12 protein-coding genes are annotated in these 14,117 nt (G+C 68.8%); 3 read left to right on the forward strand and 9 right to left on the reverse strand.

The window, feature by feature from the left end; genetic code table 11:
• Positions 1-66: 66 nt before the first annotated feature.
• Positions 67-2,334, forward strand: coding sequence for an acyl-CoA dehydrogenase (locus SB816_RS23515; protein ID WP_410547611.1), 2,268 nt, complete (start codon positions 67-69; stop codon positions 2,332-2,334).
• Here SB816_RS23515 and def read toward each other — a convergent pair.
• From def to glyQ, 8 genes are all read right to left on the reverse strand, one after another.
• The gene (gene def, locus SB816_RS23520; RefSeq protein WP_049071488.1) at positions 2,322-2,855 is read right to left on the reverse strand and encodes a peptide deformylase; all 534 of its coding nucleotides are present in this window, start codon (positions 2,853-2,855) and stop codon (positions 2,322-2,324) included. The genes SB816_RS23515 and def overlap by 13 nt on opposite strands.
• A gap of 17 nt (positions 2,856-2,872) precedes the next feature.
• The gene (gloA, locus tag SB816_RS23525) at positions 2,873-3,268 is read right to left on the reverse strand and encodes a lactoylglutathione lyase (protein WP_049071490.1); all 396 of its coding nucleotides are present in this window, start codon (positions 3,266-3,268) and stop codon (positions 2,873-2,875) included.
• Between the two features lie 11 nt (positions 3,269-3,279).
• Positions 3,280-4,422 carry a 2-aminoethylphosphonate--pyruvate transaminase gene (locus SB816_RS23530; protein WP_064526472.1) on the reverse strand — a complete coding sequence of 381 codons (1,143 nt, stop codon included), beginning with the start codon at positions 4,420-4,422 and terminating at the stop codon, positions 3,280-3,282.
• Between the two features lie 87 nt (positions 4,423-4,509).
• Positions 4,510-5,493 carry a M48 family metallopeptidase gene (locus SB816_RS23535; protein ID WP_175168166.1) on the reverse strand — a complete coding sequence of 328 codons (984 nt, stop codon included), beginning with the start codon at positions 5,491-5,493 and terminating at the stop codon, positions 4,510-4,512.
• On the reverse strand, positions 5,480-6,208 hold the full coding sequence (locus SB816_RS23540) for a lysophospholipid acyltransferase family protein (RefSeq protein WP_054501859.1): 729 nt from the start codon (positions 6,206-6,208) through the stop codon (positions 5,480-5,482). Before SB816_RS23540 ends, SB816_RS23535 begins: the two co-directional genes overlap by 14 nt.
• Complete coding sequence (gene gmhB, locus SB816_RS23545; RefSeq protein WP_116792237.1) at positions 6,208-6,747, reverse strand: D-glycero-beta-D-manno-heptose 1,7-bisphosphate 7-phosphatase; 540 nt, start codon at positions 6,745-6,747, stop codon at positions 6,208-6,210. Before gmhB ends, SB816_RS23540 begins: the two co-directional genes overlap by 1 nt.
• Positions 6,744-8,882 (reverse strand): glycine--tRNA ligase subunit beta, encoded by a 2,139-nt coding sequence (gene glyS, locus SB816_RS23550; protein ID WP_410547612.1) that lies wholly within the window; start codon positions 8,880-8,882, stop codon positions 6,744-6,746. The genes gmhB and glyS overlap by 4 nt, the downstream gene beginning before the upstream one ends.
• On the reverse strand, positions 8,883-9,794 hold the full coding sequence (glyQ, locus tag SB816_RS23555) for a glycine--tRNA ligase subunit alpha (protein WP_410547613.1): 912 nt from the start codon (positions 9,792-9,794) through the stop codon (positions 8,883-8,885).
• 258 nt (positions 9,795-10,052) lie between these two features.
• Between glyQ and SB816_RS23560 the strand changes: the two genes are divergently transcribed.
• Positions 10,053-10,820: a crotonase/enoyl-CoA hydratase family protein gene (locus SB816_RS23560; RefSeq protein ID WP_054416447.1), complete on the forward strand. Its 768-nt coding sequence runs from the start codon at positions 10,053-10,055 to the stop codon at positions 10,818-10,820.
• A 161-nt stretch (positions 10,821-10,981) separates the two neighbouring features.
• Positions 10,982-12,505: a fumarate hydratase gene (locus tag SB816_RS23565; RefSeq protein ID WP_020925082.1), complete on the forward strand. Its 1,524-nt coding sequence runs from the start codon at positions 10,982-10,984 to the stop codon at positions 12,503-12,505.
• A gap of 111 nt (positions 12,506-12,616) precedes the next feature.
• Here the strand turns inward: SB816_RS23565 and SB816_RS23570 are convergent, their stop codons facing one another.
• Entirely contained in the window at positions 12,617-14,083 is a 1,467-nt protein-coding gene (locus SB816_RS23570; RefSeq protein ID WP_155755563.1) for a methyl-accepting chemotaxis protein, read from the reverse strand.
• Positions 14,084-14,117 lie beyond the last annotated feature (34 nt).

A 14,117-nucleotide genomic window follows, 5' to 3' on the forward strand; every position in this document is an offset into this window, starting at 1 on the left:
TCCCCGACGGCCCAATTCTGGTACTTTGCCCTGATATGCCCAGTGGCATCGAACGAGAGAGAGCACATGGATTTCAACGCCTGGCGCCGGCGCCGCATCTCCGAACCCGCATACCGTTGGGCCCGCAACGCGATGCCGCCGCTCTCGGCCACCGAACGCGAGGCCATCGAGGCCGGCGACACCTGGTGGGAAGCCGACCTGTTCACCGGCAATCCCGACTGGCGCAAGCTGCTGGACGTGCCCGCCGCCGCCCTGACGCCGGATGAGCAACGCTTCATCGACGGCCCGGTGGCGCAGTTGTGCGCCATGCTGGACGAATGGGACATCACCTGGCATCGGCGCGACCTGCCGCCCGAGGTCTGGGCCTTCCTGAAGGCGCAGCGCTTCTTCGGCATGATCATCCCCAAGCGCCACGGCGGCCTGGGCTTCTCGCCCTACGCCCACTCCGAGATCGTGCGGCGCATTTCCGCCTATTCCATCACCGCCGGCGTCACGGTCATGGTGCCCAATTCGCTGGGGCCGGGCGAGCTGCTGATGCAGTTCGGCACCCAGGCCCAGCGCGATTACTGGCTGCCGCGGCTGGCCGACGGCCGCGAGGTGCCGTGCTTCGGCCTCACCAGCCCCGAGGCCGGCTCGGATGCCGCGTCCATGGTGGATACCGGCGTGGTCTGTCGCCAGGTGGTGGACGGTCGCGAGCTGATCGGCGTGCGCCTGAACTGGCACAAGCGCTACATCACGCTGGGGCCGGTGGCCACGGTGCTGGGGCTGGCGTTCAAGATGTCGGATCCCGACGGCATCCTGGGCGGCGCGCGCGATATCGGCATCTCGGTGGCGCTGGTGCCGACCGACGCGCCCGGCGTCGAGATCGGTCGCCGCCACCTGCCGGCGATGCAGGTGTTCCAGAACGGACCCAATCGCGGCCGCGACGTGTTCGTGCCGCTGGACGCGCTGATCGGCGGCGTCGAGCGCGCCGGGCACGGCTGGCAGATGCTGATGAGCGCGTTGGCGGCGGGGCGCGGCATTTCCTTGCCGTCGCTGTCGGCGGCGGCGTGCGTGATGAGCGCGCACGCCACCGGCATGTACGCCCGGGTGCGCGAGCAGTTCGGCATCCCCGTTGGCAAGTTCGAGGGCGTGCAGGAAAAGCTGGCCAGCCTGGCGGCCAACGCCTACCTGGTGGAAGCGGCCCGGCGCCTGACCTGCGCCGCGCTGAACCAGGGCGTGAAGCCGGCGGTGGTGTCGGGCATCATGAAATACCACGCCACCGAGCGCATGCGGGTGTCGGTCAACGACGCCATGGACGTGCATGCCGGCCGCGCGGTGATCGACGGACCCAGCAACTACCTGGGCGCGCTGTACCGGGCGGTGCCCATCGCCATCACGGTCGAGGGCGCCAACATCCTGACGCGCAACCTGATCATCTTCGGCCAGGGCGCGATCCGCGCCCACCCCTACCTGATGCCGGAGATCCTGGCGCTGGGCAATCCCGATGAAGAGCGCGGCATGGAAGTGTTCCACGACGTGTTCTGGCGCCACCTGCGCCATACCGGCATGAACACGCTGCGCGCCATCGGCCGCGCCTGGACCGGCGGCCTGCTGGCGCCGTCGCCGGTATCCGGCCCCACCGCCGGCCACTACCGTCGGCTGGGCCGCTATGCGGCCGGCTTCGCGCTGCTGGCCGACGCCGCGCTGGCGCGCCTGGGCGGCGGCCTCAAGCGCCGCGAGATGATCTCGGCGCGGCTGGGCGACATCCTGGCCGAACTCTACCTGTTGTCGGCGGTGCTCAAGCGCTGGGAAGACGAGGGGCGCAAGCACGACGACCTGCCGCTGGTGCGCTGGTGCATGGCGCAGGGCTATGCCGAGATCGAGAAACGCATGGACCAGGTGTTGTCGAACCTGCCTGGCCGGCCGTTGGCCTGGGCATTGCGCGCCGCCATCCTGCCGTTGCGGCTGGCCAAGGGGCCGGACGACGCGCTCAGCCGTGAATGCGCGGAGCTGCTGCTCAAGCCGTCGCCGACCCATGCGCGGCTGGCGGCCGACCTGCAACGTTCAGCGGGCGCCCAGGGCGATGAGGATCCGCTGGCGCTGCTGACCCGCGCCTTCGCCCTGGTCGACGCGGTGCAACCGATCCGTGACCGGCTGCGCCAGTCGGGCGTGCGCGATTGGCGCGAGGCGCACCGGCACGGCGCCATCACGGCGACGCAGGCGGCGCAGTTGGAAGAGGCCGAGGCGATCGTCGCGCGGGTGCTGCAGGTGGATGATTTCGCGCCGGAGGAACTGGCGTCGGGGCAGGCGCCGGGCCCGGCTCCCGCCCCGAAGGACGATCAGTCGTCCTGATTCGGATCCATGCCCGGGAACAGGATTTCGGTGAAGCCGAACTTCGAGAAATCCTGGATCCGGGAAGGATAGAGCCGGCCGATCAGGTGGTCGCACTCGTGCTGCACCACGCGGGCGTGGAAGCCCTCGGCCTCGCGGTCGATGTCGCGGCCGTAGGGATCCTTGCCCTGGTAGCGGATGTGGCGGTAGCGCGGCACCAGGCCGCGCAGCCCCGGCACCGACAGGCAGCCTTCCCAGCCGTCTTCCATGTCGTCGGACAGCGGCGTGATGACCGGATTGCACAGGATCGTCTGCGGCACCGCCGGCGCGTCGGGATAGCGCTCGTTGCGGTCAAAGCCGAAGATGACCAGTTGCAGGTCGACGCCGATCTGCGGCGCGGCCAGGCCCACCCCTTGCGCCGCCGCCATGGTCTCGAACATGTCTTCGATCAGGGCGTGCAGCTCGGGGGTATCGAAGCGCTCGACCGGCGGCGCGACGCGCAGCAGCCGGGGATCGCCCATTTTGAGGATGGTGTGGATCATGGCGATGGCGGGTGGGTTCAGTCCACTCGTCCTTTCTTCTGGATGAACTCGATCTTGTAGCCGTCCGGGTCCTCGACGAAGGCGATCACGGTGGTGCCGTGCTTCATCGGGCCGGCCTCGCGGGTGACCTTGCCGCCGCGTTCCTTGACCTTGTCACAGGCTTCGTAGGCGTTGTCGACTTCCAGGGCGATGTGGCCATAGCCGTTGCCCAGGTCGTACTTGTCGGTGTCCCAATTGTGGGTCAGTTCGATCACCGCGCCTTCCGATTCGTCCTGGTAGCCGACGAAGGCCAGCGTGAACTTGCCGTCCGGGTAGTCGTTGCGGCGCAGGACGCGCATGCCGAGCACGTTGGTGTAGAAGTCGATGGACTTGTCGAGATTGCCGACTCGCAGCATGGTGTGGAGCATACGCATGGTGGAATTCCTTAAGCGATGAGGGGTGGCGGGAAGCCGTGGACGTGTCCGGCGGACTCCCGGGTTATGCCGAGGTCTTGCAGCGCGCCGCCCATGGCGTCGACCGCAAGCCGCATCTGGTCGGGCCCGAAGGCGCCGATGCAACCGACCCGGAAAGTGGGCAGTTCGGTGTTGGTGAAATTGCTGAGCACGAAGCCGCGCTGCTTGAGCGCGTCCACGAACAGTTGCAGGTTCCAGGTCGGCGCGTCGGGCGCATGCACGTTGACGACGATCGGGCCCTGCAGCGCGGGCGGCAGGTAGGGGCGGAGCCCCAGGCCGGCCACGCCGTCGTAGAGGGTGCGCATGTTGGCGGTGTAGCGCGCCAGCCGGGCTTCGCGGCCTTCATGATGATACAGCTCCAGCGCCACGGCCAGCGCCGCAAGCGTCGGCGCTGGCGGGGTGAAGCGCGGGCCGGCGTTGGGCGCCAGGGTGTGCTGGTAGATGTCGGCCAGGTCCAGAGACCAACTGCCGGCGTTGCCGCGCGCGGCCTCCAGGCTGTCGCGGCGGCCCACCACGAAGGCGGCGCCGGGCAGGCCTTCCAGGCATTTGTTGGCCGTCAGCACCACGGCGTCCACGGCGGGCAGGGCGCGCATGTCGAGCGGCAATGCGCCGAACGCCGAGACCGCGTCGACGATGACGCGGCGACCCAGCGCGTGGGCGATGCGGGCCAGTTCCGGCACGTCGTGGCAGATGCCGCTGCCGGTCTCGCTGTAGACCAGCGCGACGTGCGTCAGGCTCGGGTCCTGCTCCAGCGCCTGTGCCACGGCCTGCGGGTCGACGCGGTCACGCGCGCCCACGTACAGCGGCACGGCGACGCGGCCGGCCTCGGCGGCCAGCTTCTGCAGGCGGCCGGCGTAGGCGCCGGTGGACGGCACCAGCAGGCGGCCGCCGGGTGGCACCAGGGTGCGGATGGCGGCTTCCACCGCGAAGTGGCCGCAGCCCGGCAGCGCCAGCGCCACGTGCGTGTCCGCGTCGGCCTCGGCCACGCGCAGCACGTCGGCGCAGACCTGGCGGTACAGCGCGCGGAATTCGTTGTCCCAGGGCGCATAGTCCTGCGCCATGGCGGCCTTCACCCGCGCATCGGTCGTGACCGGGCCGGGAATCAGCAGAAGCATGGTGTGTCTCCGTGGGTGCTCATGCGAGGCTTCTTTTAGTGGGAACACGCCCCTGGGCCGGTTGCGCGGGCGTCTCTCGCACCGACCCTAGAATTGCGGCAGCGAGGCGGGGTCGTGGCGCCGCAGCACGTTCTTGGCTTCCTCGAAGTCGGGCAGGATCTGGCCGACCTCGCGCCAGAAATCCTGGCTGTGGTTCATTTCGCGCAGGTGCGCCAGTTCGTGCGCGATGACGTAGTCGATGATGGCCGGCGCGAAATGGATCAGGCGCCAGTTCAGCATGATGTTGCCGTCGCTGGTGCACGAACCCCAGCGCGTGGCCGCCGACGACAGGCGCCAGCGGCGGATCTTCAGGCCGCTGATCTGCAGGAAGTGCGCCAGCCGGGCGCCGAACCAGGCGCCGGCGCGCTGCTGCAGCCAGGCCTGGGCGGCGTCGCGGATGCGGCCCTGGTCGGCGTCGGCCGGCAGCGCCAGCCACAGCGTGTCGCCGTCGGCCGGGGCGTCGGCATCGCCGGACAGGCGGGTCTGGCGGCTGTCGCCGCCCACGCCCAGCACGATGCGCTTGCCCAGGTAGGGCAGCTCGCCGCCCGCCTGCCAGCGCGTGTGGGCCATGGCGAGCTGCTGCTTGCGGGTGTGCCATTCGCGCAGCTTGGCGACGATCCAGCGGGATTTCTCGCGCACCGCGTCGTCGATCTGCGCCAGCGTGACCCAGTTGGGCGCCGTGACGCGCAGGCCGTCGTCGGTGATGACGAAGCCGATGCTGCGGCGGCGCGAGCGCAGCAGCACGAAGCCGATGGGTTGCGGATCGGTGTCCACCTCGCGCCAGCGCGCGCCGGGCGGCAGCGGATCGGGGCAGGGGGTGGGCACGCGCGCGGCGGCGTTGGGCGAGAGCGTCAGCAGCGGTTCGCCGGCCGGCTTGGGCGCGGAAGAGGCAGGAGGAGGGAACAGCGGCGCGGGCGGCGTGGCCACCGGCGCCTTGGGCGGCGCGGGAGACGCGCTCAAGGGCGACGCGTCAGCAGACGCGTCGGAGTCTTGCACGTCGAACAGGAGTTCGAGCTGGTCAGTGCTGGGCATACCTTTCTGGATTGAGACGCCGCATTTCCCCTTCGATCCAGTCCTGCACTTTCTGGTTCAGTTCCTCGGGGGAGATTCCCTTCGATTCTATCGCGGGACCGATGGACAGCGTAACCATGCCCGGATATTTGATGAAGGCGTTGCGGCGCCAGCATTCGCCGGCATTGTGCGCCACCGGGATGACCACCGCGCCGGTGCGCGAGGCCAGCAGCGCGCCGCCCATCTTGAAGCGCGCGGTCTTGCCTGGCGGCACGCGCGTGCCTTCCGGGAACAGCAGCGGCCAGCGGCCTTCGTCCAGCCGGACCTGTCCCTGCTTGACCACCTGTTCGAAGGCGTCGCGGCCCTTGGAACGGTCGATGGCGATCATGCGCAGCAGCGCCAGGCCCCAGCCGAAGAACGGCACCATGTGCAGTTCCTTCTTGTAGACGAAGCACACTTCGCGCGGCATGTAGGCCGGGAAGAACAGCGTTTCCCAGGCCGACTGGTGCTTGGACAGCAGCACCGCCGGGCCGTCAGGCAGGTTTTCCCAGCCCTTGACCTGCCAGCGGATGCCGCAGAACACCTTGGCGCCCCAGATCGCCAGGCGCGGCCAGCCCACCGTGAGCTTGTAGCGCAGGTGCAGCGGCAGCGGCGCCCACAGCACGCAGGCGAAGGCATAGGGGATGACCGTGATGGCCAGGAACAGGAAATAAAGGAGCGAGCGCAGCCGGGCCATCAGTTGTCCTGGAGCAAGGCGTCGACCACGGCCGACAGGTCGTCGCAGACCCGCGTGTTCTCGGGCAGGCCGCCCTTGGCCAGCGTCTTCTTGCCGTTGCCGGTCAGCACCAGCCACGGCGCGCAGCCGGCCGCGGTGGAGGCCTGCAGGTCGCGCAGCGAGTCGCCCACGGCCGGCACGCCGGCCAGGTCGACGTCATAGCGGTGGCCGATCTGCTCGAACATGCCGGGACGCGGCTTGCGGCAGGTGCAGTCATCGTCCGGGCCGTGCGGGCACATGAAGACGGCGTCCACGCTGCCGCCGACGGCGGCCAGCTCGCGCCGCATCTTGGTGTGGATGGCGGTCAGCGTGTCCATGTCGAACAGGCCGCGCGCCAGGCCGGACTGGTTGGTGGCGACCACCACCGTCCAGTCCGCCTGCGTCAGGCGGGCGATGGCCTGCAGGCTGCCGGGCAGGGCGATCCATTCGTCGGGACTTTTGACGAATGCGTCGCTGTCCTGGTTGATGACGCCGTCGCGGTCGAGGATGATGAGCTTCACTGTGCCAGCCTGGAAATGTCAGCGACCTGGTTCATCAGGGTGTGCAACTGGCCCAGCAGCGCCAGCCGGTTGGCGCGCACCGCGGGGTCTTCGGCCATGACCATGATGTCGGCGAAGAAAGCGTCCACCGGCTCGCGCGCCTGCGCCAGCGTGCGCAGGTTGGCGGCGAAGTCGCCGGCGGCCAGTTGCGCCTCGGCCTGCGGACGCAGCGCGGCGATGGCGGCGGCCAGCGCCTTTTCGGCGGGCTCGACCAGGGCGGCGTCATTGACCGCGCCGATCTCACCCTCGGCCTTCTTGAGCAGGTTGCCGATGCGCTTGTTGGCGGCCGCCAGGCTGGCGGCCTCGGGCATCTGCGCGAAAGCGGCCGCGGCGCGCACGCGCTCGGCCACCTGGTGCAGCGGCGGCGCCAGGGCGATGACGGCCTCGACCGCATTGCGGTCGTGCTCGTTGATCAACTGGTTGCGGTAGCGTTCGTAGATGAAGGCGCGCACTTCCGCCAGCGTGTCGGCGGGGATCTTGCCGGCCGGGAAGGTGGCGGCGGTGGCGGCCAGCAGGCCGTCCAGCGACAGCGGGCCGTCCTGGTTGAGCTTGAGCCAGCCGCCGGCGGCCAGTTGCTCGAAGGCGCTGATCAGGCCCAGCGCGGCGCGGCGCAGGCCGAAGGGGTCGCGTTCGCCGGTGGGCGCCAGGCCAATGGCCCAGATGCCGACCAGGGTCTCGGCGCGTTCGGCGATGAACAGCGTGGCGGCGGTCAGGTCGTCCTGCGAGACCGGCGTGTCGTAACGGTTGCGGTACTGGGTGCGCAGCGCCTGCACGACGCTGTCCGGCTCGCCGTCGCCGGCGGCATAGTAGGCGCCCATGATGCCTTGCAGCTCGGGGAACTCGCCCACCATGTTCGAGCCCAGGTCGGCCTTGGCCAGCAGCGCGGCGCGGTCGGCGGCGGCGACGTCGCCGCCCAGCTTGCCGGCCACGTCGCGGGCGATGGCGCGCACGCGCTCGACGCGTTCGAGCTGGGTGCCCAGCTTGTTGTGGTAGACGATCGAGCCCAGTTGCTCGACGCGCGCGGCCAGCGGCGTCTTGCGGTCGGTCTCGAAGAAGAACTGGGCGTCGGCCAGGCGCGGGCGCACCACGCGCTGGTTGCCTTCGACGATGTTCACCGGGTTGTCCGTGCGCATGTTGCTCACGATCAGGAAGCGGTGCGTCAGGCGGCCGCTGGCCGGGTCGAACAGCGGGAAGTACTTCTGGTTCAGGCGCATGGTCAGGATCAGGCATTCCTGCGGCACTTGCAGGAACTGTTCCTCGAACTCGCCGACGTAGACGGTGGGGTGTTCGACCAGGGCGGTGACTTCATCGAGCAGGGCGGCCACTTCGGGGTCGTCGCCCAGCGTGGCCGACAGGCGGCCGGCGTGGTCCAGCAACTGGCGCTGGATCTCGTCGCGGCGGCCTTCGAACGAGGCCACCACGCGGCCCTTTTCGGCCAGGGTGGCGGCGTAGGCGTCGGCATCGGCGATGGCGATGGCGCCGCTGCTCATGTAGCGGTGGCCCAGCGTCTCGCGGCCGGCGGTCAGGCCGAGGGCGGTCACGGGGACCACGTCGGCGCCGAACAGCGCGATCAGGCCGTGCGCCGGGCGCACGAACTTGACCGTGGTCTCGCCGTCGGCCAGTTGGTAGCGCATGACCTTGGGGATCGGCAGGCCATCGATGGCCGCGTCGATGCCTTCCTGCAGGCCGGCGGCCAGCGCGGCGCCGGGGGCGGTGCCGCGGGCGACCAGGTAATCCTGCTTGCCGTCGGATTCCCGTTCCAGGGTGGCCAGGTCGATGTTTTCCAGGCCCTTGGCGGCCAGCTTCTTCTGCAGCGCCGGGGTGGCCTTGCCGTCTTCGGTCAGGCCGATCTTTACCGGCATCAGCTTTTCGGCGTAGGCCTGGTCGGGCGCCTGGGCCAGCACGGCCGACAGGCGCACCGCCAGGCGGCGCGGCGTGGCGTAGGGCTCGACGGCGCAGCCGTCGGCCAGCAGGCCGTGGCGCGCCAGCGTGGCGCGCACGCCCTCGGCGAAAGCCTGGCCCAGCTTCTGCAGGGCCTTGGGCGGGAGTTCTTCGGTCAGCAGCTCGACCAGCAGGGGGCGGATGTTCGTCGTCATTTATGCAGCCTCCCCGGCGGCCTTGTCGCGGCCCAGCATGGGAAAGCCCAGTCGTTCGCGGGAATCGTAGTAGGCCTGCGCGACGGCGCGCGACAGGTTGCGGATGCGGCCGATATAGGCGGCGCGCTCGGTCACGCTGATCGCGCCGCGCGCGTCCAGCATGTTGAAGGTGTGCGCGGCCTTGAGCGTGGCTTCATAGGCCGGCAGCGCCAGCGGCACGTCCATCAGGCGCTTGGCCTCGGCTTCGTAGTCGTTGAAGTGCGCGAACAGCATCTCGGCCGACGAGTATTCGAAGTTGTAGGTGGATTGTTCCACTTCGTTCTGGTGGAACACGTCGCGGTACAGCACGCGGCGGCCGTTGGCGCCTTCGGTCCAGACCAGGTCGTACACGCTCTGCACGTCCTGCAGGTACATGGCCAGGCGTTCCAGGCCGTAGGTGATCTCACCCGTGGTCGGGGTGCAATCCAGGCCGCCGACCTGCTGGAAGTAGGTGAACTGGGTCACTTCCATGCCGTTGAGCCACACTTCCCAGCCCAGGCCCCACGCGCCCAGCGTCGGGTTTTCCCAGTCGTCCTCGACGAAGCGGACGTCGTGCTGGGTCGGGTCGATGCCCAGCGCCTTGAGCGAGCCGATGTACAGGTCCAGGATTTCCGGGGGCGCGGGTTTCAGCACCACCTGGTACTGGTAGTAGTGCTGCAGGCGGTTGGGGTTCTCGCCGTAGCGGCCATCCTTGGGGCGGCGCGAGGGCTGCACGTAGGCCGCGCGCCAGGGCTCCGGGCCGATCGCCCGCAGGAACGTGGCGGTGTGCGAGGTGCCGGCGCCGACTTCCATGTCGTAGGGCTGCAGCAGGGCGCAACCCTGCTTGTCCCAGTATTCCTGGAGCGTAAGGATGATTTGCTGAAAGGTGAGCATAGGATTCTTGGAATTCGATCGCCGGGCGACGTCTGCCGTGGGCGCGGGAAACCGGGCATTTTAACTGGCCCGGGGCGGCCCCGGGGGCGGACCCCGGGATTGCGGTTACATCCTGGCCGTTACATCTCGGACGAGGCGTGCTCCAGGCGGACACCGGCGGCGCGGCGCCCTGCGGCTGTCCGGCATTGGTCGTATCATTCCAGGTTGACCAGTCTTATATAAAACCAACATCCCCAAAACCCCGGAAGGAGCATCCGCATGTCTGACCTGATCAAGGTGGAAGTCGCCGACGGCATCCAGATCATCACCATCAATCGCCCCGAGGCCAAGAACGCCATCAACCTGGAAACCGCCCAGGCCATGGCCGCCGCGCTGGATCAACTGGACAGCCGCGACGACGTGCGCATCGGCATCCTGACGGGCGCGGGCGGCACGTTCTCGTCGGGCATGGATCTGAAGGCCTTCGCCAAGTCGGGCCAGCGTCCGTACGTGGAGGGCCGCGGTTTCGCCGGCCTGAACGAAGCGCCGCCGAAAAAGCCGCTGATCGCCGCGGTCGAAGGCTATGCGCTGGCCGGGGGCTGCGAGATGGCGCTGGCGTCCGACCTGATCGTGGCCGCCAGCAACGCCAAGTTCGGCCTGCCCGAAGTCAAGCGCGGCCTGGTGGCCGGCGCCGGCGGCATGCTGCGCCTGCCGCGCCGCCTGCCGTACCACATCGCCATGGAAGTGATCCTGACCGGCGACATGCTGGGCGCCGAGCGCGCCTACGGCTTCGGCCTGGTGAACCGCCTGACCGAGCCGGGCGGCGCCCTGGCCGGCGCGCTGGAACTGGCCCGCGCCATTGTCGAGAACGGCCCGCTGTCGGTGCAGACCGCCAAGAGCATCGTGGCGCAGTCCGGCGACTGGACCCAGGAAGAGATGTTCAGCCGCCAGCGTCCGTTGATCGCCCACATCTTCTCGTCGGCCGACGCCAAGGAAGGCGCCACGGCTTTCGCCGAGAAGCGCAAGCCCGTCTGGCAAGGAAAATAAATGGGTGCCCCCACGCCGCGCTCGCCATGCGAGCTAGCTGCCCCCCGCGGGGGCTCTTTTGCCTTGGGGCGGCCCGGCGGCAAAAGTATTCCTTTCACCAGCGCGGCTGGCCGGTAGGTCGGCCGCGTTTTCACGTTTCCCTTCGTTAATCGCATATCGCCATGTCCGTCCTCATCAAAGAAGAAGACTTCATCCAGTCGATAGCCGATGGCATTCAGTTCATCAGCTATTACCACCCCGTCGACTACATCCGCCACCTGGCCCGCGCCTACGAGCGCGAGGAAAGCCCGGCCGCGCGCGACGCGATGGCGCAGATCCTGACCAACTCGCGCATGTGCGCCGAGGGCAAGCGCCCGCTGTGCCAGGACACCGGCATCGTCAACGTGTTCCTGAAGGTCGGCATGGGCGTGCGCTTCGACACCAAGCGCACCCTGCAGGAACTGTGCGACGAAGGCGTGCGCCGCGGCTACCTGAACCCGGATAATCCCCTGCGCGCCTCGGTGCTGGACGATCCGCTGTTCGCCCGCAAGAACACTCGCGACAACACGCCCTGTATCCTGCACGTCGAGCTTGTCCCGGGTGACAAGGTCGACGTGCAACTGGCTTCGAAGGGCGGCGGTTCGGAAAACAAGTCGAAGTTCGCCATGCTCAACCCCAGCGATTCGCTGGTGGACTGGGTGCTCAAGACGGTCCCGACCATGGGCGCCGGCTGGTGCCCGCCGGGCATGCTGGGCATCGGCGTCGGCGGCACCGCCGAAAAGGCCATGCTGATGGCCAAGCAGTCGCTGATGGAAGACATCGACATGTACGAACTGCTGGCCCGCGGCCCGCAGAACAAGCTCGAAGAGCTGCGCATCGAGCTGTACGAAAAGGTCAACGCGCTGGGCATCGGCGCGCAGGGCCTGGGCGGCCTGACCACCGTGCTGGACGTCAAGATCAACACCTTCCCGACGCACGCGGCCTCCAAGCCCGTCGCCATGATCCCGAACTGCGCGGCCACCCGCCACGCCCACTTCGAGCTGGACGGCTCGGGCCCGGCGCGCCTGGACCCGCCGTCGCTGTCGGAATGGCCGGAAGTGCACTGGGCGCCGGACTACAACAAGTCCAAGCAGGTCGACCTGAACACGCTGACCAAGGAAGAGGTCGCCAGCTGGAAGCCGGGCCAGACCCTGCTGCTGTCGGGCAAGATGCTGACCGGCCGCGACGCCGCGCACAAGCGCATCCAGGACATGCTGGCCAAGGGCGAGCCGCTGCCGGTGGACTTCACCAACCGCGTCATCTACTACGTCGGCCCGGTCGATCCGGTGCGCGACGAAGTGGTGGGCCCGGCCGGTCCGACCACCGCCACCCGCATGGACAAGTTCACCGACATGATGCTGGAGCAGACCGGCCTGATCGCCATGATCGGCAAGTCCGAGCGCGGCCCCGTCGCGATCGAGTCGATCAAGAAGCACGGCTCGGCCTACCTGATGGCCGTGGGCGGCGCGGCCTACCTGGTGTCCAAGGCGATCCGCGGCGCCAAGGTGCTGGGGTTCGCCGACCTGGGCATGGAAGCCATCTATGAGTTCGACGTGAAGGACATGCCGGTGACCGTGGCGGTTGACGCCCAGGGCACTTCGGTCCACACCACCGGGCCGAAGGAATGGCAGGCCCGGATCGGCAAGATCCCGGTCGCCGCCGCGTAAACGGGCGACAGGAACGCGAAAAGGGCGCCGGTGACGGCGCCCTTTTTTTCCCCGGGACGATTCGCGGCCTGCCGTCGGCGCGGGCGCCCGTGGTCGCCCGATCAGGGCCGGTCAGTAGCGCACGTACTCCAGCGCCGATTGCGAGGACGCCGGCGCGCGGGGCGCCGCGGCCCGCGCCGATGCCGCTTCGCGCGCCGCCTCGGGTCGGTCCTGGGCCTCATAAGCGCTCTGCAGTTCGTGCGCCGCCTCGGCCGTCATCTGGGTGATGTCCTCGGTGACTTCGCCCAGCTTGGCCGATTGCGCCAGCGAGACCTCCACCACTTCGCCCATGATCTCGGTGACCCGCCGCGACGAGGTCACGATGTTCTCCATGGTGGCGCCGGCGGACTGCACCTGTTCGGCGCCGTTGCCGATCTGCTGGACCGAGGTGGTGATCAGGTCCTTGATCTCCTTGGCCGCGGATGCGCTGTTCTGGGCCAGGCTGCGCACTTCCGCCGCCACCACCGCGAAGCCCTTGCCGTGCGGGCCGGCGCGCGCCGCCTCGACCGCGGCATTGAGCGCCAGGATATTGGTCTGGAACGCGATGCCGTCCATCACGCCGATGATCTCCGAAATGCGCTTGGAGCTATCGGTGATGGCGCCCATGGTGGCCACCACGCCGGCCACGGTCTTGCCGCCTTCCTCGGCGACCTGGCAGGCGTCGCGGGCCAGCGTGTTGGCCTGGCTGGCGCGCTCGGCGTTCTCGGTCAGGCCCTGCACCGCCACCCGCAGCGTCTGCGCGGCGGTGAAGCGCTTGGTGATGTCGGTGGCGAACTTCACCACCTTGAAGGGCCGGCCCTCGGCATCGAAGATCGGGTTGTAGCTGGCCTCGATCCAGACGCGGCGGCCGCCCTTGCCGATGCGCAGGTATTGGCCGGTGTCGTATTCGCCGCCGCGCAGCTTGCGCCAGAATTCCTTGTAGGCGGGGCCGCGGACTTCCTCGGGCAGCACCAGCGTGCTGTGGTGGCGGCCGCGCAGTTCGTCTTCGCGGTAGCCCATGGCGTCCAGGAACAGGTCGTTGGCGCGGATGATGGTGCCATCCAGCTCGAATTCGATGATGCCCTGCACCTTGGAGATGGCGGCAAGCTGGCCCTCGGTGTCGGCCTGGCGGCGCTGCTGCTCGGTCACGTCGGTGGCGTACTTGACCACCTTGAAGGGCCGGCCGGAGGCGTCGAGGATCGGGTTGTAGCTGGCCTGCAGCCAGACGTCGCTGCCGTCCTTGTGGATGCGGCGGTAGCGGCCCGCGTCGTACTCGCCGCGCTTGAGCTTGGCCCAGAAGGCCTGGTATTGCGGGCAGTCGCGTCGATCGGCTGCGACGAAGATGCGATGGTGCTGCCCCAGCAGTTCGTCGAGCGTGTAACCCATGGCATCGAGGAAATTCTGGTTGGCCATGAGCACATGGCCGTCCAGGTCGAACTCGATGACCGCCTGCGCCTTGTGGATGGCCGCGATCTGCCCGAGAAGATCCGCATTCCGTGTGTCGCGCGTGCGCCGAAACAGGCGCCGGAACACGCGCCTCAAGGGTCTGGTCACTGGCATGGTGGCTCGCTCGGCGCAATAGGGAGTGGATCGG

Source organism: Achromobacter sp. SIMBA_011 (assembly GCF_046535435.1).
In the GTDB taxonomy this organism is placed as follows: Bacteria; Pseudomonadota; Gammaproteobacteria; order Burkholderiales; family Burkholderiaceae_B; genus Achromobacter; species Achromobacter dolens.

Excerpts from the sequence above, each read along its gene's own strand:
- glyS (WP_410547612.1), bottom strand. The coding sequence starts at position 8,882 with ATGACGACGAACATCCGCCCCCTGCTGGTCGAGCTGCTGACCGAAGAA.
- SB816_RS23515 (WP_410547611.1), top strand. The coding sequence starts at position 67 with ATGGATTTCAACGCCTGGCGCCGGCGCCGCATCTCCGAACCCGCATAC.
- glyQ (WP_410547613.1), bottom strand. The coding sequence starts at position 9,794 with ATGCTCACCTTTCAGCAAATCATCCTTACGCTCCAGGAATACTGGGAC.
- SB816_RS23530 (WP_064526472.1), bottom strand. The coding sequence starts at position 4,422 with ATGCTTCTGCTGATTCCCGGCCCGGTCACGACCGATGCGCGGGTGAAG.
- def (WP_049071488.1), bottom strand. The coding sequence starts at position 2,855 with ATGATCCACACCATCCTCAAAATGGGCGATCCCCGGCTGCTGCGCGTC.
- SB816_RS23560 (WP_054416447.1), top strand. The coding sequence starts at position 10,053 with ATGTCTGACCTGATCAAGGTGGAAGTCGCCGACGGCATCCAGATCATC.
- SB816_RS23535 (WP_175168166.1), bottom strand. The coding sequence starts at position 5,493 with ATGCCCAGCACTGACCAGCTCGAACTCCTGTTCGACGTGCAAGACTCC.
- gloA (WP_049071490.1), bottom strand. The coding sequence starts at position 3,268 with ATGCGTATGCTCCACACCATGCTGCGAGTCGGCAATCTCGACAAGTCC.
- SB816_RS23540 (WP_054501859.1), bottom strand. The coding sequence starts at position 6,208 with ATGGCCCGGCTGCGCTCGCTCCTTTATTTCCTGTTCCTGGCCATCACG.
- SB816_RS23570 (WP_155755563.1), bottom strand. The coding sequence starts at position 14,083 with ATGCCAGTGACCAGACCCTTGAGGCGCGTGTTCCGGCGCCTGTTTCGG.
- SB816_RS23565 (WP_020925082.1), top strand. The coding sequence starts at position 10,982 with ATGTCCGTCCTCATCAAAGAAGAAGACTTCATCCAGTCGATAGCCGAT.